The organism is Paenibacillus sp. BK033, assembly GCF_004345425.1.
Classification (GTDB): Bacteria; Bacillota; Bacilli; order Paenibacillales; family Paenibacillaceae; genus Pristimantibacillus.
Window position 1 is genome coordinate 930,161 of sequence record NZ_SLVP01000002.1, and the last position, 24,803, is coordinate 954,963.

19 protein-coding genes are annotated in these 24,803 nt (G+C 52.4%); 4 read left to right on the top strand and 15 right to left on the bottom strand.

Annotation, left to right across the window (positions count from 1 at the left end; translation table 11 throughout):
* Positions 1–98: 98 nt before the first annotated feature.
* The 5 genes from EV294_RS11175 to EV294_RS11195 all read right to left on the bottom strand — a co-directional run bounded on the left by EV294_RS11175 (position 99) and on the right by EV294_RS11195 (position 7,032).
* Complete coding sequence (locus tag EV294_RS11175; RefSeq protein ID WP_132306724.1) at positions 99–1,841, bottom strand: family 43 glycosylhydrolase; 1,743 nt, start codon at positions 1,839–1,841, stop codon at positions 99–101.
* Positions 1,838–2,662, bottom strand: a complete 825-nt coding sequence (locus EV294_RS11180) for a carbohydrate ABC transporter permease (protein ID WP_132306726.1) — start codon at positions 2,660–2,662, stop codon at positions 1,838–1,840. Before EV294_RS11180 ends, EV294_RS11175 begins: the two co-directional genes overlap by 4 nt.
* A 4-nt stretch (positions 2,663–2,666) precedes the next feature.
* Entirely contained in the window at positions 2,667–3,560 is an 894-nt protein-coding gene (locus EV294_RS11185; RefSeq protein ID WP_132306728.1) for a carbohydrate ABC transporter permease, read from the bottom strand.
* A gap of 79 nt (positions 3,561–3,639) precedes the next feature.
* Positions 3,640–4,962 (bottom strand): ABC transporter substrate-binding protein, encoded by a 1,323-nt coding sequence (locus tag EV294_RS11190; RefSeq protein ID WP_132306730.1) that lies wholly within the window; start codon positions 4,960–4,962, stop codon positions 3,640–3,642.
* Positions 4,963–5,271: 309 nt separating this feature from the next.
* Entirely contained in the window at positions 5,272–7,032 is a 1,761-nt protein-coding gene (locus EV294_RS11195) for a glycoside hydrolase family 2 protein (protein ID WP_132306732.1), read from the bottom strand.
* A 196-nt stretch (positions 7,033–7,228) separates the two neighbouring features.
* Between EV294_RS11195 and EV294_RS11200 the strand changes: the two genes are divergently transcribed.
* Both EV294_RS11200 and EV294_RS11205 read left to right on the top strand, forming a co-directional pair.
* The gene (locus EV294_RS11200) at positions 7,229–8,134 is read left to right on the top strand and encodes an ArsR/SmtB family transcription factor (protein WP_279513576.1); all 906 of its coding nucleotides are present in this window, start codon (positions 7,229–7,231) and stop codon (positions 8,132–8,134) included.
* A 157-nt stretch (positions 8,135–8,291) separates the two neighbouring features.
* Positions 8,292–10,775, top strand: a complete 2,484-nt coding sequence (locus EV294_RS11205; RefSeq protein ID WP_132306736.1) for a family 43 glycosylhydrolase — start codon at positions 8,292–8,294, stop codon at positions 10,773–10,775.
* A 45-nt stretch (positions 10,776–10,820) separates the two neighbouring features.
* On the opposite strand, the gene EV294_RS11210 is transcribed toward EV294_RS11205, so the two are convergent.
* The 4 genes from EV294_RS11210 to EV294_RS11225 form a co-directional block, all read right to left on the bottom strand.
* Positions 10,821–11,927, bottom strand: a complete 1,107-nt coding sequence (locus tag EV294_RS11210; protein WP_132306738.1) for a GntR family transcriptional regulator — start codon at positions 11,925–11,927, stop codon at positions 10,821–10,823.
* Between the two features lie 93 nt (positions 11,928–12,020).
* A complete protein-coding gene (locus EV294_RS11215) occupies positions 12,021–12,986 on the bottom strand; it encodes a glycoside hydrolase family 25 protein (protein WP_132306740.1) in 966 nt (321 codons plus the stop codon).
* 140 nt (positions 12,987–13,126) lie between these two features.
* The gene (locus EV294_RS11220; protein WP_132306742.1) at positions 13,127–14,737 is read right to left on the bottom strand and encodes a cellulase family glycosylhydrolase; all 1,611 of its coding nucleotides are present in this window, start codon (positions 14,735–14,737) and stop codon (positions 13,127–13,129) included.
* A 170-nt stretch (positions 14,738–14,907) separates the two neighbouring features.
* A complete protein-coding gene (locus tag EV294_RS11225; RefSeq protein ID WP_132306744.1) occupies positions 14,908–15,786 on the bottom strand; it encodes a LysR family transcriptional regulator in 879 nt (292 codons plus the stop codon).
* Between the two features lie 161 nt (positions 15,787–15,947).
* Between EV294_RS11225 and EV294_RS11230 the strand changes: the two genes are divergently transcribed.
* Entirely contained in the window at positions 15,948–17,306 is a 1,359-nt protein-coding gene (locus tag EV294_RS11230) for a uracil/xanthine transporter (RefSeq protein ID WP_132306746.1), read from the top strand.
* Between the two features lie 182 nt (positions 17,307–17,488).
* On the top strand, positions 17,489–17,920 hold the full coding sequence (locus EV294_RS11235) for a hypothetical protein (RefSeq protein WP_132306748.1): 432 nt from the start codon (positions 17,489–17,491) through the stop codon (positions 17,918–17,920).
* A gap of 30 nt (positions 17,921–17,950) precedes the next feature.
* Here EV294_RS11235 and EV294_RS11240 read toward each other — a convergent pair whose 3' ends face one another.
* From EV294_RS11240 to EV294_RS11265, 6 genes are all read right to left on the bottom strand, one after another.
* A complete protein-coding gene (locus EV294_RS11240; RefSeq protein ID WP_165930651.1) occupies positions 17,951–18,313 on the bottom strand; it encodes an IDEAL domain-containing protein in 363 nt (120 codons plus the stop codon).
* 427 nt (positions 18,314–18,740) lie between these two features.
* Entirely contained in the window at positions 18,741–20,444 is a 1,704-nt protein-coding gene (gene ilvB / locus EV294_RS11245; RefSeq protein WP_132306752.1) for a biosynthetic-type acetolactate synthase large subunit, read from the bottom strand.
* A 681-nt stretch (positions 20,445–21,125) separates the two neighbouring features.
* Positions 21,126–21,800: a DUF2238 domain-containing protein gene (locus EV294_RS11250; protein WP_165930652.1), complete on the bottom strand. Its 675-nt coding sequence runs from the start codon at positions 21,798–21,800 to the stop codon at positions 21,126–21,128.
* 211 nt (positions 21,801–22,011) lie between these two features.
* On the bottom strand, positions 22,012–22,920 hold the full coding sequence (locus EV294_RS11255; RefSeq protein ID WP_132306755.1) for a sugar phosphate isomerase/epimerase family protein: 909 nt from the start codon (positions 22,918–22,920) through the stop codon (positions 22,012–22,014).
* 14 nt (positions 22,921–22,934) lie between these two features.
* Entirely contained in the window at positions 22,935–23,897 is a 963-nt protein-coding gene (locus tag EV294_RS11260) for a proline dehydrogenase family protein (RefSeq protein ID WP_132306756.1), read from the bottom strand.
* A gap of 80 nt (positions 23,898–23,977) precedes the next feature.
* Entirely contained in the window at positions 23,978–24,790 is an 813-nt protein-coding gene (locus EV294_RS11265) for a helix-turn-helix transcriptional regulator (protein WP_132306757.1), read from the bottom strand.
* Positions 24,791–24,803 lie beyond the last annotated feature (13 nt).

Sequence of the window (24,803 nt, forward strand, 5' to 3'; positions counted from 1 at the left end):
CAGCGCCTCCTAAAAAGAATTGTGAAGCATTTACGTCAGTGGAATTGCTGAACAATTCATGCTTCGTAAGCGTTACTTAAGAATGGTGAAGCTAATGCTTATTGTGCTGAGCTTCTCAAGATATCCATATAATCGACGTGCACCTCTGCCGTCGCATTCTCAAGTATAATGGCGTTCTTGCCCGCCTTCAATTGCAAGATGACCGATTGCGTCTGGTAATTGTTGCGTTTTCCATCTGGAAAAACAAGCTTTTTCGCTTTGCTTCCGCTGCCGTCCACGCGAATCTGAAGCTCCGCTTCTTGCCCGGAGGAATTAGCAGCCGCCAGCCTGATCTCATAATCGCCGCTTGCCGGCACTTGAATGTTGGCAAAACGCAAGGCATCGCCCTCACCCGGCCCAACCACAACTTTTCCTCCCGCCGACGAGAACAAGTTCTCCTCCGCTTCGCCTTGCGTTCCCGCAGAAGCATATTCCGCTTCGTATCTTGGAAGCTCAATGGCCTCAATCTTGCCTTGCCCTCCGACAATCGCGATACGAATCTCATTAATGCCCGCCGCAAGCGAAATGTCGGCATAAGCGTATCCCGTTCCGCTAGTTTCAGGAAGCCCAACATTTACCCCTTGTTCGCCGTTTACGCTAACGTTTGCTTGAAGCTGTTCTCCCGTATCATTCCGATAATGGATAAGGAGAGGAGCCGTAGTATGAATAGCGGAAGGAATCAGATCGAAGCTTACGTCGGCAGAGGCAGCCGCCGCCTTGAAGACCCCCATGCCCGCAGGAACCTCAATCGCCGTATCCAGACTTAACGGATTGCCAACCTGCAATTTCCCCGCCTCATCCCATGTCAGCTTCTGAGCGCGCGCCTTGCGGTTTGCCCAGCCATCCGTAGCCGCGGTTGTTGCGTGATAGACAATCCACTGCTCCGTACCGTCGGGCGAGGTTACGAAGGAATTATGTCCCGGACCGTAGACCCCGGCGTCCTCATCCATCTTGAGAATCGGCTCCTGCGCTTTCGTCCAGTTCGAGGCCACGAGCGGATCCGCGCCTTCCTTCAGCGACAGCATGCCAAGCGCGTAAAACGGCGTCCAGCTGCCGGCTCCCGAATACACGATATGAACCTGGCCGTTATGACGGAGAATGGAATGTCCTTCATTAATATAAGGAGGACCTCCGGCTTTCTCCCATTCCAGATCGGGCTCGGATAAAAGAACGCGAGGACCGCTGATAGTCAGCGGATCGCTCATCGGAGCGATATACGTATTTTGCTGTACGTTGATATCGCCTTCCCAGCCGGACCAGACGAAATAAAGCTTGTCGTTCAGCTCCATCGCAAGCCCGTCAATCGCCCATTTATCCGTGTCGTCCTTCACCTGGCCTTTAAACGTATAGCTGCCCATCGGATCATCGGTATCCGCTTCCAGCGCGAACATCCGGTGATTCTCGTTCAAGCCGTCGTCAGCCGCGAAATAAATGTACCATTTGCCCTGCAGGAACTGAATCTCCGGCGCCCATAGCTCAGCCGAATAGTTGGTTCCGATATCGGGATACCAGACAACCTTCCGCTCAGCCTGCTTGAAGTCGATGGTTCGGGATTTCATCACCATAACGTCCGCGCCGTTATGCGTAAACGTCATATAATAGTAGCCGTCCTTATACACAACGGCGGGGTCTGGCGTATCGATCTCCGCCAGCGTATTTTTGAATGTGCCGCCATGGCCGTTATATTCGGACGATACTTCGTTTGCTTCGTTAGCGTTGTCTTTCATTGCCCACACTCCTATACCGGCCGCCGTCACCAGCAGCACCGCCGCCGTGAGGACAGCCCATCGTTTTGGGTTCATTTCACACCTGCTTGCGTGATCGCTTTAACAAAGGAACGTTGACCGATAATAAAGACGATAAATACCGGAAGCGTCGCAATAACCGTCATCGACATCAGCTTGCCGTAAGCCTGCGTATAGCTTCCTTGCGCCATCATCGCAATGCCGGCCGTAATCGTGCGCATCTCCGGCGAGGTTGTGGAATAAAGCGGCCATACGAAATCATTGTAAATGCCCATAAAGGTAAAGATCGCGAGCGTTACCATAATGGATACCGAAGCGGGAAGCAGGATCCGGGAGTAGATCTGCCATTTGTTTGCGCCGTCGATCCGTGCGGCCTCTTCAATCTCTTTCGGAAACGCCGTGAAAAACTGGAACAACAGAAACACGCCAAATGCGCCGGACGAATAAGGAAGAATAAGCGCCGCATACGTATTGATCCAGCCAAGCGCGTTAAATTCCATGTACATCGGCAGGAACGTCAGGACGCCGGGAATCATCATGGAGCCGATAAACATCGGGAACATCAGCTTCTTAAACGGCAAGTCCTGCAGACGGGCAAGAGCGTATGCCGCCATGGACGAGAAGAGCAGGACAATCGCCGTGCCCGCGGCGCCTACGAACAAGGAGTTCGAGATCCAGCGCGTAATCGGAACGTTCATCAGATTGCCTTTTAACCCGTCCAGATAGTTCTCGAACGTTGGTTTCTTCGGAATCAGATTCATCTGACCGGCAAGAGCCTCGAAATCGTTCTTGAAGGAAGTGGACAACATCCAGATAAGCGGAAGCAGGAAAATAACCGCTATGAGGACTGCTGCGAGAACAAGCAATGTTTTTTTCATGCGGCTATTCCTTCCTTCCGTAAGCGATTTTGTACTGGACAGCCGAAACGATAATTATGATAAGCGCCATCAGAATCGCCATCGCCGAAGCGGAGCCGACCTGCTTGCCTTTAAACGCTTCGTCCAGCACGTTCATAAGGAGCACCTTCGTGCTGTCGCCGGGTCCGCCCCGCGTGAGGAGGAACGGCTGCGCGTACACGTTAAACGATGCAATCGTGGAGGTAATAATGATAAACAGCATAACCGGACGGATCGACGGCAGGGTAATGCTGACGAATCTTTTCCATGCGTTCGCCCCGTCAATCGAAGCCGCCTCGTAATAATCCTCCGGCACTTCGTTCAGCGCATTGGTGAAAATAATCATGTTAAAGCCGATCGTCCACCACAGCGTGGTCAATACGAGCGACACCCACACCCATGGCAGATCCGTCAGCCACGCAACCGGATCGATATGAAGCTTAGCCAGCAGCCCGTTCAGGAAGCCCGCGTTCGTGTCGAACATCATCAGCCAGATAACGGCCATCACCGAGCCGGAGATCGCGTAAGGCATGAAGTAGAACGTGCGGAACAGCCCGCGGATCCGCTTCGGCAGCTGATTCAGAAGCAAAGCGAGCGCCAGGCCGAGGATCACCAGCAGCGGAACCGAATACAGAACGAATTGCACCGTATTCCACAGACCGGTTGTAAACTGCTCATACAAATACGAGCCGGGCGTAAAGATTTTAACGTAATTTTCGAAGCCTACGAATTTATGCGAATCCGACAGCAGCTCGAAGTTATGGAACGAAATATAAATGCCGTATAAAATCGGGATCAGCAGAAAAGCGCAAAAGCTGAGCAGGTACGGCAGCACGAACAAGGTTGACGTTAAGCGGGATTGCAAAGAGCTCTTGACCATCACAGCTCCTCCATTCGGATTAAAGGTATAAACAGAGGGACGAAGAAGCTGGTTGTCAGCCTCTTCGTCCTGCCGTTACTTATTTTTTCATCGCTTGTCTGGACTTCGCTACCGCGTCGTCCAACGCTTTTTGAGCGTCCTTCTTGCCAAGCAGCGCATTGCTCAGCTCGCCCCAGATCGGATCGGAGATCGTTCCCCAGTTCAGTACGTTTGGCGCGAATTGAACGTAATCAAACGATTTCGCTACGTTGCTTTGCATGTCGAGAGCTTTGAATTCCGCGCTTTCCAGCATTGGCTTGGAAGCCAGCGCTTGACCGGAAGCCGCCCAATCCATCGAGTTGGTCGATACGTATTTCAGGAAGTCGCCGATGCCTTTCACGACATTTGCGTCTGTTACGCCTTTAGGCAATACGAAGTTATGGGAGCCTGCGTATACCGCTTGTTTAGCCTTGCCGATCTGCGGAACCGGAGCTACGCCGTAGTTGATGCCCGCTTCGTCGAATTGGCCTTTCATCCAAGGACCGTTAAATTGAATCGCGTTTTTGCCTTGCAGGAACAGCGTGTTTTCTCCGTCCTGCTGAACGTTGCCTGGCGATACGCCTTTGTCTACGAGACCGCGCATCCATTGCACCATCTCAACCGCTTCAGGCGAGTTGTAGGCTACGTCCGTACCGTTCCACAGGTCGCCGCCATTTTGCCATACCAGCGTCGGGAAAATAAATTGCTGCGGCCAGAGCGTAGGAACCACATAACCGTATACGCCCTTCGATTTGTCCGTCAGTTTCTCAACGTCCGCTTCGAATTCGGCGCGGTTGGTTGGAGGAGCCGCAATCCCAGCTTTATCGAACAAATCTTTGTTGTAGTACATGACGAGCGGATGAATGTCCAGCGGAATGCCGTACCATTTGCCGTCGATGGTCTCGTAGTTCACCGGAGCTTCTACATAGTCCGCTTTATTAATGGAAGCTGCCGCCGCCAGATCGTCCATCGGCTGAAGCTGGCCTTTGTTCACGTAAGTCGGGATTTGGTCCACGTGCATGATCGCCAGGTCCGGACGGTCTTTGCCCGCGCTCATCGCTACGTCAAGCAGCTTGTAGTATTCGCCGTTTGGCTGAATGACGAGCTTCACTTTGTACGTGTCTTGGGAAGAGTTGTATTTCTCTACAATCTTCTTCATGAATTCGCCGTCGGCTCCGGAGAACGGTGTCCAGAACAGGATGTCCGCTTTCTCCGCTTTCGCGTCTCCGCTATTTCCCGCAGCCGCGTTAGTCCCGCTGTTTGCCTGGTTGTTGGTTCCCGCGTCTTTGCCGCCGTTGTTGCTATTGTTGCTTCCGCAGCCCGCTGCCGCTACAAGGCTAAGTGCGATAAGCGAGGTACCCAAAAGCTTCATCGATTTCTTCATGTTCGCTTCCCCCTAGAATGTTTGTGTCGTTCTTTCTGATTCTCATTCTAGCTGGCCGGGGATAACGCGCCCATGTCGCTTTTTTAGAAGGAATGGACATATTTTTAGATCGTTGAGAAAAATTGTCCTGCCGCCTGAACGCAAAACCCCGGACAGCTGGGAGAATTTTCTCGTGCTGTCCGGGGTTTGTCAGAAGCGGCCAATTCGCCGGTCTTAACGATGTACGGCATCGTTAAGACCGGCGAATTGGCTTTTGCTAGGCCTTAACGATACGTTGTATCGTTAAGCCAGCTCAGATCGGAGCCGCGATTACTTGCCATCGTTGATCGCTTTGATTAGCTCAAGCGGCACCTTCGGCTTGCGGTCGTATGTCAGCAGACCGTTGATCTCCTGCTCGACGTCCGTCAACTGCGTATAGCAGTAGCCTTGAACAACGCCGGAGAAGATAAGCGGCTGAATCACGTTGCGGAGGCGTTCCACAAAGTCCTCGTCGCTCGATGCGCCGGAATAACCCCAGCCTTCCCATTCGCTCTTCTTGTAAGCAATGCCGCCGAACTCCGTGACGATGATCGGTTGCCCGTCGTATTCGTAACCCGCTACGCTAAGGCGGCGGTTAGCCGGCATAGCCGACACGGCTTTTTCCACGCTGCCGTAACGGTCCTCGAGCACTTCGCGTCTCCACTCGTAGTCATGGATGTTGTACAGGTCGGTTGCAACCATTTCCCAGCCGTCGTTGGAGATGACAAGGCGAGTCGGGTCAAGCGACTTGGTCAAATGGTACATGGCAAGCGCATGCTGCTGCTGACGAACGTCGATCTGGATGTTGGGAACGCCCCAGCTTTCGTTCAGCGGTACCCATACCGCGATGCATGGATGATTGAAGTCGCGGTCGATCGCTTCCTGCCATTCTTTTGTAATACGGCGGACGTATTCTTCGGAGTAGTCGCAAGCATTCGCCATTTCGCCCCATACGATCAGCCCCAGCTTGTCGCACCAGTACAGGAAGCGCGGATCCTCGACCTTCTGATGCTTGCGCGCGCCGTTGAAGCCCATTTCCTTCATGAGCGCGACATCCTGCTTAATCGCCTCGTCCGAAGGAGGTGTCAGGTTACCGTCCGGGAAATAGCCTTGATCCAGAACAAGCTTGCTGAAGTAAGGACGGTTGTTCAGATTAAACTTGCCGTTCTCGAGCGAGATTTTCCGCATGCCGAAGTAGCTTGTTACGCGGTCAACCTCGGCTCCGTCAACAGACAGTACGTATTCGACATCGTACAGGTTAGGCCGTTCCGGCCACCAAAGGCGGTCCATGCCGTGGTCGTTTAATCCGCTGAGCTTGATTTTCCGGCTCTCTTCGCCCGCGCGTACTTGAAAAGTGTCTTCGGACATAACCTCTCCCGCGAACGAAATCTTCACCGACAGGCTGACGTTCCTCGCGCCTTGCTCCAATCCTGCTACAAACGAACGGATCTGAATCTCATTCGTATCGATATTCGGTACATATTTTACCTTGCGGAGATGAACAGGCGATACCGCCTCCATCCATACGGACTGCCAGATCCCCGTTGTCCGCGTATACCAGATCGCGCGGGACTTCTCTTCCCAGAACTGCTTGCCGCGCGGCAGGAATACGTCCGTGCCGAAATCTACCGCTTTGACAACGAGCGTGTTGTCGCCGCCCGCGCGGAGCGCATTCGTAATATCCGCCTGGAACGGCGTATGGCCGCCTTCGTGGGAAGCCACCAATTGGCCGTTCACCCATACATAAGCTTCGTAATCCACGGCGCCGAAATGAAGCACAACCCGCTTTCCTTGGAAGGACTTCGGAATCTCCAGCTTTCTGCGGTACCATACAACGTCATGAAAATTCGGATCGCCAATGCCGCTTAGTTCGCTCTCAAAGCTGAACGGCACCTGGATTTTTTTCGAAAAGCTCTTGCTGCCCGAATGCCAGCCTTCCTCGCTGCCAACGCGCGCATCGTCAAATTCAAATTCCCATTCCCCGTTCAGGCTTTCCCATGCGTTGCGGTTGAATTGCGGTCTAGGGTATTCGGCTCTTGGCAAGTTCGTCATCTGTTACGCCTCCATTGATTAACCAATTAGTTGTTATATTAACAAAACCATATGAATCTGTTGCTTATTTTATCGCCTGCCCCCTTAACCGTCAACTAAAAAGTTGTTTTATTAACAGTTAGGTTATATAATAGCCAAGACAATGGAAAGCGAGGAAACCGGCGTGCATATACAAGTCAGCACCAAATATATGACGATGCTCGAATGTTTTTCATCGGAGACGAGGGTGAGAATGATCGAACTGCTTAATAACGGACCGATGAGCATCAAAGAGCTTGCGGAAATGCTAGGCTTGTCGTCGGCCATCGTAACGAAGCATATTCAGAAGATGGAGGAAGGCGGACTAATCAAGACCGAGAGCCTGTCGGGAACAAGGGGAAGCCCGAAAATGTGCTCGCTTGCGATCGACTCGCTTACCCTTCAGCTCCGCACTGCTTCACCGGAAAAAGCCTTAAATGACGAAGCCAAATACACGGTTGAAATCCCGATCGGCCAATATTCGGATTACGCGGTTAAGCCAACCTGCGGCCTTGCGTCGGAAAGCAAAATTCTTGGACTTGTGGATGATCCGAGGTATTTCTCCGATCCGGAACGGATGAACGCGGCGCATCTCTGGTTCGGCAGCGGTTACGTCGAATACCGGATTCCGAATTACCTGCATGCCGGACAAGCGGCTTCGCAGCTGGACATTTCGCTCGAACTCTGCTCGGAAGCCCCTTCCTATAACGAGAATTGGCCTTCCGATATCAGCTTCTACATCAATGACATTGAGATTGGCGTATGGACTTGCCCGGGCGACTTCGGAAGTAAACGGGGCGCGCTGACGCCTTCCTGGTGGCAGCTCGGCACGCAGAACGGTCTGCTCAAAAGCTTGTCCGTTCAGGCGGCCGGCACGTTCCTCGATGGCGTCAAGCTGTCGGACGTGACTCTTGCGGATGTCGGGCTAAAGCTTGGCGAGGATTTCCGCTTCAAGCTCGCCTCTCTAGAGACGGCCCGCCATTGCGGTGGAATCAGCCTGTTCGGCAGGCATTTCGGCAACTACAAGCAGGATATTATGGTCAATGTCTATTACAAGGATAAGAGCAGGACCGAATCTACTTAATCATGAATGGCTGTTGATCGCGATAGCCGGCTCTATGAAACAGAAGAGCCGGCTTTTTCCGTTTTTTTATATCTAATTAGATATAAGCAACCGCAAGATTCGTTTGCTATACTACATTTTGAAAACGCTTACCAAACTGCGAAGGAGATGATAGTTCATGAAAAAATGGAAGACCCTGCTCATCGGTGCCGCAGCCGTCATGATGATGCCGCTTCACGCAAGCGCGTACAGCAATCCGATTAGCGTCACGGACTCCTGGCATTGGGCAAACAACGATTTCTATGGCGAAGGCGACCCGTATATTTTGAAATTTAACGGCACCTATTATCTTTACGTCAGTACCGTTGACGATCAGAGCGGCGTAAAAGTATGGTCCTCTACCAATCTCGTGGATTGGAGCTACCGCGGCTTATGCACGACGGAGGCGGTTACCAAGGCGGCATATGCGCCTGAGGTCGTCTATTGGAACGGCATGTTCTATATGTACACCTCCCCTGGCGGAGGAGGTCATTACGTGCTGCAGAGCACCAGTCCAACAGGACCGTTCACGGTTGCGACGGGCAATCTGGGCATGGGCATTGACGGCAATGTCTTTATTGACGATGACGGCAAATGGTATTTCTACTCGACCGGCTCCAATACGATTAACGCAAGGCCGATGACAAGCCCAACGGCCTTTGGCGCGGCAGTCGGCACCGGCTTATCGATGGCGGGCTGGACGGAAGGCTCCACAACCTTCAAGCGCAACGGCAAATATTATATGACCTATACCGGCAATCATGTCTGGAGCACCGGATACCGGGTCAATTACGCAACCAGCGCAAGCCCTACGACCGGCTTCGCCCCGGCGGATAACCAGAATCCGGTTCTGATCGACACGGAAGGCTCGAATGTCGGACTTGGCCATAACAGCGTTATTAAAGGCCCTGATCTGGATTCGGATTTCATGGTCTACCACAGCCATGCATCGGATGGCAATCTGACCTATCCAGGCCGCAAAATGAATCTGGACCGCATCGCCTGGAACGGGGACAAGATGCTGGTGCTTGGTCCAACAACGGCTTCCCAGCAAAATCCCGAGCTGGCGGATTTCGAAGACCGCTTTAACCGCACCTCCATCGGAACCGGGTGGACCAATATCGGGGGCGGAACCTGGGGGATCTATAATCAGGAGCTGATGTGGCAGGATACGATCGGCAATACCAATACTTACCGCCAAGTAACCGGCGCGGGCACTGCCAGCGATTATACGGCGGAATTCAACACCAAGCAGATGAAGCAAGGCACCAGCAGCAATCCGGTGTACGGCACCGTCTTCTCCTACACCGACGAAAGCAACTATGGAACAGCCGTCTTGAACCGCGGCCTGAACCGTCTGGAGACGAACTTCGTGGTTGGCGGCGTCAGCCAGGGCTGGCAATATTCCGCGCTTCCGTCCGGCTACGACTATACCAAATGGCATCAGATTCGCGTTGAGAAAGCCGGCACCACCTTCACCGTTTACGTGGACGGCATGAAAAAACAAACCCGGACCGTAAGCGGAATCGGCGGCGGCAAGATCGGCTATACCACAACGGATGCCCATGCGGACTTTGGCTATACCGCCTTCAGCAATAAAGTGAACGGCAGCAGCGCTTGGAATGCGTACAAGCCTCTTCCGGGCAAAATCGAGGCCGTACATTATATGAACGGGGCCGAAGGAACGGCCTATCATGATTTGTCGGCCGACAATATCGGCGGCGCTTACCGCAGCGGATCGGTCGATATCCGCAGCTCGGCAGCCGAGGGCAAAAATGTCGTAGGCTGGAATCAGACGGGAGAATGGCTGAAATACCGCGTCAATGTGGCGGAGACCGGCTATTACGATCTGGATGTGCGTCTCGCGACAACGTTTACCGACGCAAGCTACCGTGTATGGGACGGTGCGACCGACTTAACCGGCATCGTTGGCGTTCCTGCCACAGGCGACTGGGAAACGTGGACAAACTCAAGCAAGAAAGGACTGTATCTGACGGCCGGTTACCATGAGCTGCGCTTGGAGTTCGTCAAAGGCGAATTCGACTTCTCGGGCATGACGTTCTCCCGCGGCGATGCGGTGACCAGCTTGTCCGATGACTTCAATGACGGCAACGATAACGGCTGGACAAGATTCGAAGGCAGCTGGTCCGTCAATTCGGGTGAGCTGGACTCTGCCGGCGGAGGCGTATTCGGCAAGACAACGATCGGCAATGAGCGCTGGGCGGACTATACGGTGGAATCGGATATCAAGCTCGTTGACACGACCGGGGACGCCGGCGTGCTGGTAAGAGTCAATAATCCGTCAAACGGCACCGTACTGGTCAATAATCCGGATTATCTTCAAGGCTATTATGCTTTTATCAAACCGGATGGCGTCTACTTGGGCAAGATGAATTACAACTATGCGGGCGTCGCCTCCTCCCCCGCATCACTCGCGGCAGGAGCTTGGCATCATATGAAGGTTGTCGCTTCCGGAACAACGATTAAGGTCTACGTCAACGATATGGCAACTCCGAAAATCACCTACACCGATAACAGTGGCAATCCGTTTACCCACGGAAAGGTAGGCCTGCGCACAATGAATAATCATACGCGGTTTGATAATTTCAAAGTTAACCCATAACGCAAAGAAGGCAGGCCATCATCAAAGGTCTGCCTCCTTCTTTATTTATGATGGCAAAATCAGCTGAGTCGGAACAACAAACCTGCCTTGAAGCTGCTCTCCGCGGGCGATATGGCCCATCAGCAGCGAGACGGCTTTGGCGCCGATTGCGGCTTCATTTTGACGGATATAAGCAACCTCTGGAATCTCGGTATCATCAAACGCAACCAATTGTTTACCTGCGGTCCGGTTTATCCGTTTCAAAGCATGATAAGCCAGCCGGGCAAGCTCAACGTCCGTAGCGACAAGGCCGGTGAAGCTGTCATGATGGATAAGCATCCATTGATGGATCAACTCCGCCCCATCCTTCCTTGATACGTTAAACCGCTGATACGGAACGGTATATCGCAATACGGATGACGGCTTCAGCCCGAATTCGGCCACCGCGCTTTCGAAGCCGGCAAGCCTGTCGGCCATTACGCTATGCTCCACGGGCGGCGTCAGCAGGGCAAGACGATGATGTCCTTTCCCGACAAGATACGATACGGCCTTGCGCGAGCCTGCCTTATTATCCGAGCAGACGCTGACGACCGGCCTATCGTTGTAATAACGGTCGATCAGTACAACCGGGCATTCGAGCTCCTCTGCTCTTACGACAGTCCGACGTTCATGCAACGCTCCTATGGAGAAGAGGATTAAACCGCTGATGCCAATAGCGCCAAGATCCTCAAGCGATTGCAGCTCCTTGGCGGCGCTGCCCCTGGATACGCGGATGACCAGCGTATAGCCATAGCCGTTAACCGCATTTTCGATAGCGTCCAGAAGACGCTGCTCCACTTGCGTGCGCATGGACGGAATAATCATTCCGATAAGCTTGCCGTACGAATGGCGGTATGCAGGCAGCTCCCGCTCCCCTCTGCTTCCTTCGTCTGCCGGGAAAAACAAATTGTACGGCGCTTGTCCGGCAACAAACGTGCCTTTGCCCTTGGAGCGGATGACAATTCCCTCCTCCGCGAGACCGGCCAAGGCATTTTTCGTGGTCATCAGACTGACATGAAACTGCGCGGCCAAATCCTTCTCGGACGGTATCCGGTCACCCGGACGCAAATTGCCAAGCGAGATTTGGCTTTTAATAGCTTCCTGAATTTGTTTATATAACGGAATATCCTTCAAAGGCGCTCACCACTTTTTACTATACTGTGCCAGCCCCCCGCATAACAACAAAAATCCCCCTCCGGGTCTATCGGAAAGGGATTTTTCCGCCTCTTATTTCTTCAGCAGCTCTTCGATTGCTTTACGCGTATCGGCGCTGAACTCCTTGAAAAATTTGATCAGCTCCGCATTGCACAAGCCTGCGTTATACAGCATTTGAATCGTAATAAACTCCGGCATTCCTTTATCGTTCACCGACGTGATAATACCCGCTTTCATGGCTGCCGAAGTCGAGGTCTTCGTCCAGCTTGGCGGCGTTTGGCTGCCCGAAATGTTAACATGAGTCTCAAGCGCGGCAAGCCGCTGCTCAAGCTCCTCCATTCGTCGTTTTTCCGCATCTGTCATTGGTTTATCCTCCTCCGGCGCATAGGCATTAAGCAAATCGGCTTCCGTCCCCGCGTATTCATTCAGATCGACATTACCGCCAATGCCCGATACCTTCCGGGTGCCGCTAGGCAATGACCCGCCCGAGCTTCCGTCGCTGTATTGCCAAAACTTCCATTTGGCCCAAGCCTTGGCATCATCCGGCGGCGTAGATGCGTTGTATCTGGCAATCCATAACGGATATCCGCCAAGCGAGATATCGAAATGGTTGGCAAAAGCGTTGCCGGTATAAAAAATCGGCTTGACCCCAAATAACCGCTCCGTCTCCTCCAAAAAAGCTCTTGCTACGGCGTTCATGCTTGCATCGCTAAGGCTGCCCGAATTCGTCTCGTAATCCATGACGGGTGGTAATAGCAAGCTGTTAGCCTGCGAGGCCGTTTGGTAGAAAAACTGAGCTTCCCGTTTCGCCGCAGCCGATGAAGCCGCCCTCAGAAAATGGTAAGCCCCAACCAGAAGCCCTGCCGCTGCCGCTCCGTTGGCATTTTGCAGAAAGGTTGGATCCTTGTAGTTCTCTCCTTCGGTAGCTTTGACAAAAGCAAACGTGATTCCGTCGCCCGCGACTTTCGCCCAATCAATCGTTCCCTGGTAATGGGATACGTCAATGCCTTGGGCATTCCCCTTTGTTCTTCCTTGCACGACATCCCCTCCTTTGGGTCTTTAATGTAGCTTCTTCTTATTAGGAGATTCAGATTCCGCTAGATAAGGCACGGCTTTTTGGCACAAAGAAGGCCGCCCTGCGGGAGGGCGGCCTACATAATTTCTTTTCTATTTCAGCATTATGGCGCAGCCGTCAGATTGAAGGCTTCCCAGCCGCTGACGCTGTCGCGGTTGGCAATCAGCATGCCAAGGTTCAAATCCGCGCTGACATATTTATTGTTGGCAACCGATTTGAACGATACCGTGCCATCGGCATTGGTTGATTTCGTGAACTTCTCCCACGCCGCAATACCCTGCGCCTGCGCGATCAGCCTGCCGTTGTTGTTAAGATCGGCGCTGACGTATTTATTATTGGCAAGCGACAGGAACGATACCGTGCCGTCCGCGTTCGTCACCACGATAAATTTCTCCCATGTGCCAACGGTGGTGCGGTTGGCCACAAGCGGCGAGGCGCCGGTATTCTCGGCCGTAACGTACAGATTGTTCGCTTTTGCCTGCAGGCTGGAAGGCGCATTAAGCTTCGCGTAAGCTTTGAACATATTGATAAGGGTCGTATTTGGCGTAAAGTAACTGGTTGTGAATTTGGACAACTTCGATTGCATCGTTGCAAGACTGTCGCTGCTTACGTTCGGGAACGGGTTCGTATTGTTCTGGTACAAGCCCCAATTGCCGCCGCTCGTTACTTTATAGGACCAGTTCGTCCAGGAAACGTCAAGCGCATCCAGGCCCGACAGACATTTCTCCCATAGGTCGTTATGCGTAAACAACGTAAACTCGCCGGAGTAGACCGGCACGTTCCAATTGTTCTGATGCCAGACAATATCCGAGAACCACTGGTTGATGCTGTTGTTCTGGCTATTCCAGTCCGTATCGTTCCAGTCATAGCTGTGCACCTCGTAAACCACGTTCGTCCAGCCGTAAGTCGAAGGAGCCGCGATATTATTCCAATAGCCGAAGGCTTCCACGTAAATCATATGATCCGGGTCAATCGCGCGGACGGCTTTGTACAAACGGTCATACATTTGGCTGATCGACAGGCTGCCGTTATTGCTGACCGGTTCATTAAGCAGATCGTAGCCGGCAATCGTTGGATTGCCTTTGTAGTGAGTGGCGATCCTCTGCCACAGCTGCACGACCCAGTTCTGGTACGTGGTGTTGCTCCACAGCTCGTTTGCGCCTTCGCGCCCGCCGCTTTGCCAGCCGTTCATATTGCCCGGAACGCCGTGCAGATCAAGCAGCACATACAGACCTCGGGATTGCGCGTTGGATACAAGCCAATCCAGGTTGCCGAACGATACGGCATCCGACTTCATCGTGCCGTCGCGGTTCATCATGTTCTCCCAATAAATCGGCACCCGGATAAAATTAAGACCCATATTTTTTATCGTATCCAAATCGCTTGCCTGAATCCATAAATCCTGATAGCTGTCCTTCAAGGAATCAACCGCAGAAGATCCGAACCGGTTAATCAAGGTTCCGCGGACCGTCCACTCGTCGGTGCCGCCAAGCGGGGACATCCAGTTCTCTTCCATCATCCAGCCGCCAAGGTTGGTGCCATGCAGGCTTACGACGCTGCCGTTGCCGTTGTTGTTCTTAATTTGCTTTCCGTTTGTCTTCAAAAAATCGCTTGCTCCGATGGCCGCATCCGCTTGCTGTACCTTGATGGAGCCCATCATTCCCACCGCTAGGCAAGCCGTCACGGCCAGGGTTAGTGCTTTTTTTAATTTCATTAACGTGCCTCCTTATTGATTTCTATTTATGAAATCGATTTCAAACAATAATATAACGACCCGCCCGACAAAAAGCATTGGTTATTTTTCAGATTCAATTGTACGGTTTTCAGGATTGAAAAAATAACCAGATTAACAAAAAAACCCTTCCGGCGTGGAAGGGATTGCTCTTACCTTAGCAAGGGCCCGGCAATCAAATCGATAAGCTTCTGTGCGGCTTTGCTCAAATAATGCTGCTTCAGCCATATGACCGCCGAACTTGAAGTGACGTCCGGACCGTCGATAGGCACAATCCGGATACGGTGATTCTGATACCGATTCACCGAGGTGCGCGGAAGAATGGAAGCGCCAAAGCCTGAAGCGATAAGCTCCACAAGCATTCCGATATCCGAACATTCGCCTATAACCGCAGGCGAAAGTCCGCGCGAATGGAATTGATCGAGGATCAGATGATAAAGCCCTAGCCCTTCCGTGCTCGGGAGAACAAGCGGGTGCTTGGCAATACAATCATACGTAACCTTTTCAAGCTGCTCATCACCCGCCCCGGTCACAAAAAACAAAGGCTCGGCGCCAAGAATGACATGATCGAAATCCTCCAGGCTGACCGGAAGCCGGACGATCGCCAGGTCCAATGCTTTGTCCTTGATCAATCTCGTCAGCGTATTCGTCTCATTCTGCTGAATCTTGAACGTAACCTTCGGATATAACTGGCGAAAGGCGCTAAGCACGGCCGGAAGCCGTTCGTCGGACAGCGTATTGATTCCGATCGACAGCTTTCCCCGAAGCCCGAGGCCGGATTCTTTGACTTCCTCCTTTGCTTCCTCCAGCAGCCGGGTGATGGTCAAGGCATGCTCGTACAAGGTTTTTCCCGGCGCCGTCAGCTCCAGATGGCGGCCGCTGCGTACAAATAAAGACACGCCAAGCTCCTCCTCCATCAGCTTCAGCTGCTGGCTGAGCGGTGGCTGCGACATATGCAGACGCAGCGCCGCCGACGTCACCTGAAGCTCTTCCGCCAACGCAATAAAATAACGCAATTGTTTGATATCCATTTCCTGTCCCCATCCGCAAGTCTGCTATATGATTTTCATATGCTTTCGCAATTTATTTAATATTTTTAATATAGTTATGCTCATGATACCATATACGGAGCATTCGGAAGAAAAACGAAGCTCGAATGAAACGGAAATTTTGAAGAAAGCTGGGAATCCTAATGTTGAAAACAAAAGAGAGCTTCACCGTGCTGCTTGCCGGCATGCAGTGGCTGTTCTTTATATTTACGAATACGGTAATGGTGCCGCTCTCGGTCGGCCATGCGCTTGGACTTGCGCCGGAGGATATCGCGTCTTCGATGCAGCGCTCCTTTATTCTGACCGGACTGCTCTGCATCGTCCAGGCGGTATGGGGGCACCGTTACGCCCTAATGGATGGCCCGGCCGGCGTCTGGTGGGGACTGGTGCTCAGCATTTGCGCTTCCGCGCCCGCGATGGGACTGGATATCGGTACGGTTGCGGCAAGCCTTAGCAGCGGCTTTATCATCTCGAGCAGCATAGTCATTATTCTTGCGTTATGCGGCTTCCTGAACGTACTGCGGCGTATCTTTACGCCGATGGTTATGGGCGTGTTCCTGCTGCTGCTTACCTTCCAGCTCGCCAACACGTTCTTTAAAGGGATGATCGGATACGATCAAGGCGGCAAATGGGATTTGAAGCTTGCTGCCTTGTCCCTGTTTATTATTATCGTTGTAGCTTTTATTCATCTGAAAGGCAAAGGGAAATGGGGGCAGTTCTCTCTGCTGGGCGGGATTATCGTAGGCTGGATCGCTTACTCCGTCTTTTTCGGAAGTCAGAGCCGCATGGAAGCAGCAAGCGGAGGAACCGGCATCTGGCATTGGCTTCCGTGGGGAACGCCGGGCTTTGAGCCGGGCATTATAATGGTAGGCCTGCTTGCCGGGCTCGTCAATATGACCAACACGCTTACGAGCTTGACGGCGGCAGGCAGGCTTTTCAAACGGGAAGCAACCAACAAACAGTTTGTCCGCTCGATCCTGTTCACGAACGGCTTCTCGATTCTGGCGGGGTGTCTGGGCTTGATTCCGTTCGGAACGTTCGCATCCTCGATCGGGTTTTTGGAAAACACGAAGGTACTTCGCCGTGCGGCCCTTATTGCCGGAGCAGCAATGTTTATCATCGTCGGAGTCTTCCCGGCATTAGGCAGCTGGCTGGCTAAGCTGCCGTTGTCCGTCGGGAATGCGGTATTGTTCGTCGCTTACCTGCAGATGTTCGGCACCGCGATCCGATCCTTCCAGGGAACCTCGTTTAATGCCAAGACGATCTATCGGGTTGCGCTTCCGGTTCTGACCGGTATCAGCATCATGAACATACCGGCTTCGGCCTTTGCGGAGTTTCCACCTCTCCTGACGCCGATTCTCTCCAACGGACTTATTATCGGAGTTATCCTCGTCATCATTCTGGAGAACGTCATCCGCTGGGACCGGTTCGAGACCAAGGCTTCCGAACCTAGGGCTGCGGAACCCAAGGATCACGCCATGAAACCGGCAGCACAATCGTAATCCTAAAAAGGCCATGCAGACTCAGGCATGGCCTCTCAATTTATTGCGGAACTGAATCGAAAGGATAGATAGAGAAAACTTGGAAAAAGGCTCTATCCCCCTATTGAAACACCCATTCGGATGCGGCATTTTGTCCATAAACTATGAGATAAGCTGCCGCAGCGAGGGGATGCGAGTCTTGTATGTTTAACTGTATCGGAAAGGTTATCGTCGTGAATAACAGCGGCATTATCCATTTTGGATTTGCCAAACAAATCGCTCCGGAATCCATTCAAGTCGGTAACGGCAACGGCTCAACGACATCAGAGGAGGATTTGGAGGAAACGGGGAGAGAAACCGAAAACCAAGCGAACGGCAATGGCGGCAATGGCGGCGATAGCGATACTAATGGCAATAGCGGCAATAAAGGAAATAAAAGGAAAGTAACTAACGGAAAAAGCAAAGGTGCAAGCAAAAGCAAAAGCAAGCCAACCGGCAAAACGCCTGCCGCGGCCAACAAAAAGGCGGCAACAGCCGCGGCCGCCTTTCCTAACTTGCCGTTCGGAAAGCAGCCTTTCGGCAATATCGGCAAAAATCATCCGTTGCTCCATTTAATGAAAAAGAGGTTCAAGTAAGCCAATCGGCTAACTTGAACCCTTTTATTTTTACTCGAATATATGGGATAAACGGGATCCGTTGTTGTTCCACATCCACTTTCGGGATTTCGAATCGCCTTGCACCGTTTCCTTCAGCCGGCCGCTGAGCTCCATAAACCAGGCTTGATCCTGCGCCTCAAGAGCGAGATCAATCAAACTGCGAATATCCTCCTCATCCGGAACCCACTCTGCCTGCTGTCTCAAATGATGAACCTTAGCAAGCGCCATACGCCCGGCCGAATCCTCGTTATCCGATTTTACAACATGAACCTTTGCAACGTTTTGTTCCAAGTCGATATGCTCGACGTAGCCGAAAACAAATTCACCGCTGATCGTTTGACCTTGCACCCAATCGCTGACTGCAATACTCATGGTCATCACCGCCTTAATTGAAGTAAGTAACTGTAACTTAAGTTGTTACTGTTATAATAATGTATACAGTTATCGATGTCAACAGGCTGCCTCAAGATTACTCATGCAGCAGATTTCCGGATAAAAACTCCTTCACCTGACTGGGATACGGAGTCTCCGAAACAATGCCTTCCGCGGCCCGCGACCCATGCATCGGGAAGTCCTTCCCGGGAGGCTGTTCTAGCAAAAAAATGAAGAGCGTATTGTTCATTCTTGGCAGGTTTCAGCTTATTTCATACATCCTCTTTCGAAAGGATTCGGGCCGCGGCCGGTTAACGAAAGACACAGCAATACCGCTGCCAGCAGCACAGAAATGATTCGGGACCTATTCATGCGCTCCTCCTGCAAGTACGTGATAACCATTATACGTAAAAGCAAGGAAGAAGTTTTACTCAAATTCCCCAAGAATCATCTCATCCAAGGCCGTGCCGCCGATAACCATCGGATACACGTTCTCGTCCATCGGAATAACGAACTCTACGAGTACCGGACCCGGTGTGTCAAGCGCTTCCCGCCAGGCAGCGTCTGCCTCGGCCTTATTCGAAGCGCGCAGCCCCTTCAGCCCGTAGGCTTCGGCCAGCTTGACGAAATCCGGGCTTCCTGCCAGATCGATCTGGCTCAGCCGGTTCTCGTACATAAGCTCCTGCTGCTGTCTTACCATGCCGAGCACCCGGTTATTCAGAACGACGATCTTCACCGGAATTTGCTGCACCGCGCAAATCGCCATCTCCTGGGCGCACATCTGCATTCCGCCATCGCCGTTGATCGAGATTACAAGCCGGTCCGGATTGCCGATCTGGGCACCTACCGCCGCCGGAAAACCAAAGCCCATCGTGCCAAGTCCTCCAGAGGACAAAAGCGAACGCGGCTGATTAAACTTGTAAAATTGCGCCGTCCACATTTGATGCTGACCTACGTCCGTTGAAATAATCGCGTCGCCATGGGAAGTCCGATGAATCATTTCGAGTACGTATTGCGGCTTTAGCTCGGTATCCGAATCGTTGTAGCGTAGCGGATGCTGCGATTGATACTGCCTAATCCGCTCCAGCCAGCCTGCGGTTTCGGCAGGCGCTGCTACCTTACAAGCGTACGCGAGAATCCCCTTCAAATCGCCAACGATGCTGATATCGGCTTTAATGATTTTATCAATCTCCGCCGGGTCGATATCAATGTGGACAATTCGTCTCGCCTGCGGCGCAAAGCCCCCTACCTTCATCGTCAGCCGGTCGTCAAACCGGGAGCCCAGCGAGATGATCAGATCCGCCTGCTGAATAGCCATGTTGGCCGCATAGTTGCCATGATGGCCGGCCATGCCAAACGCAAGGGAATGTCCGCTCGGAAAACCGCTAAGTCCGTGCAGCGTAGCTATAACCGGGATCTGCGTCCGGTCAACAAAACGGATAAGCTCGTCGGAAGCATTCGCATGGACGATCCCGCCTCCGGCAATGATAAGCGGTCTTTCGGCTTCGGCGATAGCCGTCATCCATTCGCCAACGCGCGCCTCGTCGATGGCCGGATCCGGCTCATAACCGCGAAGGCTTACTTCCGCCGTATACGGCTCATACTCCAGCTTGGCATTCGAAATATCCTTCGGAATGTCGATCAGAACCGGTCCTTTCCTTCCCGTGCCCGCCAGATAAAAGGCTTCATGCAAAATTCGCGGAATATCTGCCGCATCGCGGACGGAATAGCTGTGCTTGGTTATCGGCATCGTTATGCTTACAATATCGGCTTCCTGGAAAGCATCCGTCCCAATCATGTACGTAGGCACATTTGCCGTAATGATAACCATCGGAATGGAATCCATATGCGCCGTGGCGATGCCGGTCACCAAATTGGTTGCTCCCGGTCCCGAGGTTGCGATACATACGCCAACTTTGCCGGTGGAACGGGCATAACCGTCGGCCGCATGAACCGCGCCTTGCTCATGGCGGGTCAGAATATGCTTGAATTCTTTGTTTTGCGTCATTGCATCGTAAATATATAACGCGCTCCCGCCAGGGTAACCAAATACCGTATCAACGCCTTCTTCCAATAATCCTCGCAGCAGTGCTTCCGAGCCAGTCATCCAGGTTTTTGTCGTTTTCTCCATCTTGGGCAGCCTCCCGTAATTAAAAAATAACCCCTTTCTTCCCCGGCTAATCACAGCAATGCTGCAAGCCATAAGGGACGAAAGGGGTTTAGTCTTCGCGGTACCACCCTGGTTCACCGAAATTCTCGCGAATCCGGTCTCAAGAGGCAGGAACGCTCCTGCCTGCCGCACGATAACGTGTGCAATTCCGGTTGAGCCTACTTGGCTGAAGTTCAGCTTTCGGTCAACAGCTCCGAGATGACCGCGTCCATCGCTTATGGCAAAGGTTCCACCAATCCCTCTGCTCTCTGGGCATAAGCCGCATGCCGCTATTTCTCTTCCACGCTTCTTTATGAAAAATCATAAAACCCCTTTCTTCCACAGGCGTCAGCATACAGCTGAACGGCCAAGGGACGAAAGGGGTTATCTTCGCGGTACCACCCTGGTTCACCGGCGATCTTGCAAATCCGGTCTCATGAGGCAAGCAACTGCTTACCTGCCGCACGGTAACGTGTGCCAATCCGGTTGAGCCTACGCAGCTGAACTTCCTTCAGCCTTCAGTCAACAGCTCCGAGATGACCTCATGCAAGGCTTAAGGCAAAGGTTTCAGCATTCCCTCCGCTCTCTGAACATAAGCTGACTGCATGTTATTCTCTTCTGCGCTTTTGCTTTTGCACATCATAGCATATCAAAATCGGCTTTTCAATCCGTATTTTTCCCGATCATGCTGTTCTTCCGATTCAGCGCTCTACGCAGAAGCAGAAATATGACGATCGCAACGACTACTCCGGCAAGCGCCGACGTCATATCCTTCTGCGAATCAAACGGATCGCCTTCAAGCCCGATATACTTGGCCGCCATCTTTCTGTTGAACAGATAAGCCGACCACATTTCGAGCAGCTCGTACAAAGCGCTTGCCGTCATAATCATCGCAAAGGTCACGATATAGGCCGGCCATTTCCTGTGCAGCTTCAGGAAATATTGAACCGACTCCCGTACGGGAAAAGCGATAAGCAAGCCAAACGCGAAGTGGACAATCCGGTCGTAGAACCCTCTTTTGATGTGAAAAAGCTGCTTCAGCCATTCATCTATCGGCGTATCCTGATACGTATAGTGAGCGGCATAAGCATGCATCGCCAGGAAGAGTGCGATAAGCACGTACGATAAATTGCTGAGCGGAAACTTCCGGTACGCCGCAATCAGAACAATTACGAAGGCAATCAAAAGCGAATTTTCGACCGCCCATATTTTCCAGTCCGATGGACGTATCGCCATGATGATCCAAAATACGGCTAATATCGCTATCGTGATCTGCAGCAGCCTATTCTGTTTAAAAGGTATCAGATGGCTTCGCAGCCACTTGGATTTGTCTGTCATTCGGCGCAGCCTCTTTTTCATCAGGTTGAGGATTATCTTTCCCCAAATGGCACAGATTATATAGCAAAAAGGAGGGGCTCCCCCTCCTCAAGGCAAAAGCTTGATTCGGATTGATGATTTAGCCAGGCGATCGACAAAAATAACCATTTTATTGATCATTTCTGTAAATACGAGCACAAAAAAACTGCCTGCAGCAGCAGGCAGTAACCTTTTATCGTATGGCTTGCGGATTGGATGCCTCGGCTACAACCTCTTCCCATAATTCCTCGGCGATTTGCTTCAGCAGCAAAGCCTCCTGCCAGCGGTCGGTTGTCTCAACCTCGCGGCCGTTCTCAGCTACTCTCGTAATTGCATAACCCGGAGGACCCAGCTCCGGAATAAAAGAGAGAATATCGCCGGGCGCGGCATTCGCGTACCAATTTCCCATTCCCTTGCGCCACCAGCGTTTGAAATGCTTGATCATCGGATGGCCGCCGTTCACCATATCCACTTGGACCTGCTCTCCGTTGGAGATGCGGCCGTGAATTCCGGCGGTCCGCTGAAGCAGTATCTCAAACTCCTCTTCCGAACGGCTGTGCGTGCCGTCCAATTCGCCGCCAACTACGTAATGCGACAGATCGATTATGAGCTTAAGCTGCGGCAATGCCCTTACATATTCGGTCGTCCGGAGCAGATCCTGCGTAATTCTTCCGCGATGGGTTTCGATAAATTGCGGGATGCCCGCTTCCGAAGAAGCCTCGAGAAGACCCTCCAGCAATTGAACCGCTTCATCGCCAATAACAAACGCATCCATAACTTGAGAATTGATGTATTGAACCCGGCCGAACTTCCTCGCGGCTTCAAGCGTATCCAGCATGTCCTTGACGTTCGCCGGAAAAGCGATCGTGCTGAAGCTGAACTGATGCTTGTCCAGCAGACGATGCCACTGCGCATAGTCCTGTTCAGACGGCATCGTTGCGCTGATGCCGGTAAAGCCGGCTTCGGCGATTTTCTCGAACTTCTCCTCCATCGTCCATTCCCGGCCGTTCTCGCCAAGCCCAATCATCGCCCACCAGGACTGTTGGATTTCCATTCTTGGCGGACGCGAAGAACCGTCGTTCAAATGAAAGTTAGATGCCATTACGAACACGCTCCCTACTGGTAGTTGTTGTTCACTCCCTGTCCGCTTGCCATATCGATGACAGCCTGATACAGGTTAGGCGGATATTCCGCAATCCGGTGACATAAATACAAGTACCACTCGTGGCCGTACGGAACATAAATCCGTATCGGTGCCCCTTCGCTCCGAAGGCGGCAAGCCAGCTCCGGACGAATGCCGTACAGCATTTCAAGCTCGGCTTGCGGGCTTGTCAGCCATCCTCTCTCCCTTGCGGCATTAATAATAACGTCGTCATGGGTGGCGATAGATACCTGATGGCCTTCACGGATTGCTAGTTCAACTAGATTCAAATAACGCTCATTCAGCTCGGGCGACCGTGCAAGCGACAGATTGTCCGGCTCTTGATAAGCTCCCTTTACGATACGGATTCGCCCAGGCGAAGTCAGCGCGGCCAAATCCGCCGGCGTTCGGTTGAGATGCGCCTGCAAGGTAATGCCGATGCCGGAGTATTCGGCCGTTGCCTGCTTATAGACGGATAAAATATCATCCGTTTTCCCCGACTCTTCCATGCTGATGAACAGCTCGATCTCCGTTCCTTCCGTCTGCTTGGCCAGCTCCGTCAAGTTGGCATGCGCAAGCGAAGGGCTTATCATTAATCCGATATGCGACAGATCAAACGACACCCGCCCCGGCAATCCCGACTGCTTCAACTGCTGAATAAGCGCTTTCATCTCAGCCGCGGCTTGTTCGCACTCCCCGGCATCCGATGTATTCTCACCAATGTATTCGATGGAAAGAAAATAACCCCTTCTCGTAATCTCTTTTCCGGCTTTCAATCCTTCCCGAAGATTGTCCCCCGCCATATACCTTAACGCAGCCCGGCGCAATATCCCATTCAACTGCGGGTTCTGCTCCGCATAACCTTTCAAATCCGCGCGGCGCGCGATAGATTTTAAGACTGCTGTTAACTGTTGTTCCAATTCCGAATGCCGATTCATGCGATGCCACTCCCTTTTCCCGAATTGCGTTTATTGTAAGAGATAAGGGAATGACCGTATTGTATAAAATTGCTCTTTTGCTACATCGATAAAACGTACTTCTGCGGCGTAGCTCCTACGATTCTGCTGAACGTCCGGGAGAAGTGGCTTTGGTCGTAAAATCCCGCTTCAGCCGCAATATCGGCGATCGCCCGCCTGTTCTTCGCAAGCTCCGCCTTGGCATGATTAATCCGGAGCAGATTCTGATAAGCATGGGGAGGCAGAAGGCTCGATTGCTTAAACAACCGGATCAGATGGAACCTGCTGATAGCCGTTATCCTCTCCAGTTCGTCCAGGGTAACCCTTTCCGTATAATGCTCATGCAAGTATTCCTTGACCAGCTTGACGTATTTGCGTTCTTGTCTGGCTCTGCAGCGCTGATGCGCAAAATCGGAAGCATTGCGGCTGACTACCGCCTCGATAAGCTCAATCAGCGAGGTTTCGATATCAAGCGGGGAAGCGGCTCCCGATAAGGCTTCCATCGTCCGGTTGATGCGGATTCGGCAAACCTTGTTCTTGCCCTCCTCCAGCAGGAAAGGAATGTGCAGCCGGGCAAGCTCCCGCTGCTTCAGCCCTTGAAGCCAATCCTGCTTGATAAACAGCATTTTATAGCTCCAGTCCGCTCCTTCCTCCGGATGGCAGGCATGAAGCATCATTGGCGGAAAACTGATCATGCGGCCTTCCTCCACCCGATGCAGCGTTCCGTCACACCACGCGTGAGTCTCCCCGGTATCGATAAGCCCGATGGAATACTCCTCATGGAAGTGCTTCTGATAGGCAAAATCGCTCCTGCGGCATCGTTTGGCTTCAAGAAACGGTAGCGCTTGATCGCGGTAAAAGACGACATCCGGCATGCGTATCGTACAC

Coding starts and splice junctions, on each gene's coding strand:
- EV294_RS11190 (WP_132306730.1), bottom strand. CDS start 4,962: ATGAAGAAATCGATGAAGCTTTTGGGTACCTCGCTTATCGCACTTAGC.
- EV294_RS11175 (WP_132306724.1), bottom strand. CDS start 1,841: ATGAACCCAAAACGATGGGCTGTCCTCACGGCGGCGGTGCTGCTGGTG.
- EV294_RS11180 (WP_132306726.1), bottom strand. CDS start 2,662: ATGAAAAAAACATTGCTTGTTCTCGCAGCAGTCCTCATAGCGGTTATT.
- EV294_RS11200 (WP_279513576.1), top strand. CDS start 7,229: ATGCTCGAATGTTTTTCATCGGAGACGAGGGTGAGAATGATCGAACTG.
- EV294_RS11185 (WP_132306728.1), bottom strand. CDS start 3,560: ATGGTCAAGAGCTCTTTGCAATCCCGCTTAACGTCAACCTTGTTCGTG.
- EV294_RS11235 (WP_132306748.1), top strand. CDS start 17,489: ATGTTTAACTGTATCGGAAAGGTTATCGTCGTGAATAACAGCGGCATT.
- EV294_RS11240 (WP_165930651.1), bottom strand. CDS start 18,313: ATGAGTATTGCAGTCAGCGATTGGGTGCAAGGTCAAACGATCAGCGGT.
- EV294_RS11195 (WP_132306732.1), bottom strand. CDS start 7,032: ATGACGAACTTGCCAAGAGCCGAATACCCTAGACCGCAATTCAACCGC.
- EV294_RS11205 (WP_132306736.1), top strand. CDS start 8,292: ATGAAAAAATGGAAGACCCTGCTCATCGGTGCCGCAGCCGTCATGATG.
- ilvB (WP_132306752.1), bottom strand. CDS start 20,444: ATGGAGAAAACGACAAAAACCTGGATGACTGGCTCGGAAGCACTGCTG.
- EV294_RS11230 (WP_132306746.1), top strand. CDS start 15,948: ATGTTGAAAACAAAAGAGAGCTTCACCGTGCTGCTTGCCGGCATGCAG.
- EV294_RS11250 (WP_165930652.1), bottom strand. CDS start 21,800: ATGACAGACAAATCCAAGTGGCTGCGAAGCCATCTGATACCTTTTAAA.
- EV294_RS11265 (WP_132306757.1), bottom strand. CDS start 24,790: ATGCCGGATGTCGTCTTTTACCGCGATCAAGCGCTACCGTTTCTTGAA.
- EV294_RS11220 (WP_132306742.1), bottom strand. CDS start 14,737: ATGAAATTAAAAAAAGCACTAACCCTGGCCGTGACGGCTTGCCTAGCG.
- EV294_RS11255 (WP_132306755.1), bottom strand. CDS start 22,920: ATGGCATCTAACTTTCATTTGAACGACGGTTCTTCGCGTCCGCCAAGA.
- EV294_RS11225 (WP_132306744.1), bottom strand. CDS start 15,786: ATGGATATCAAACAATTGCGTTATTTTATTGCGTTGGCGGAAGAGCTT.
- EV294_RS11260 (WP_132306756.1), bottom strand. CDS start 23,897: ATGAATCGGCATTCGGAATTGGAACAACAGTTAACAGCAGTCTTAAAA.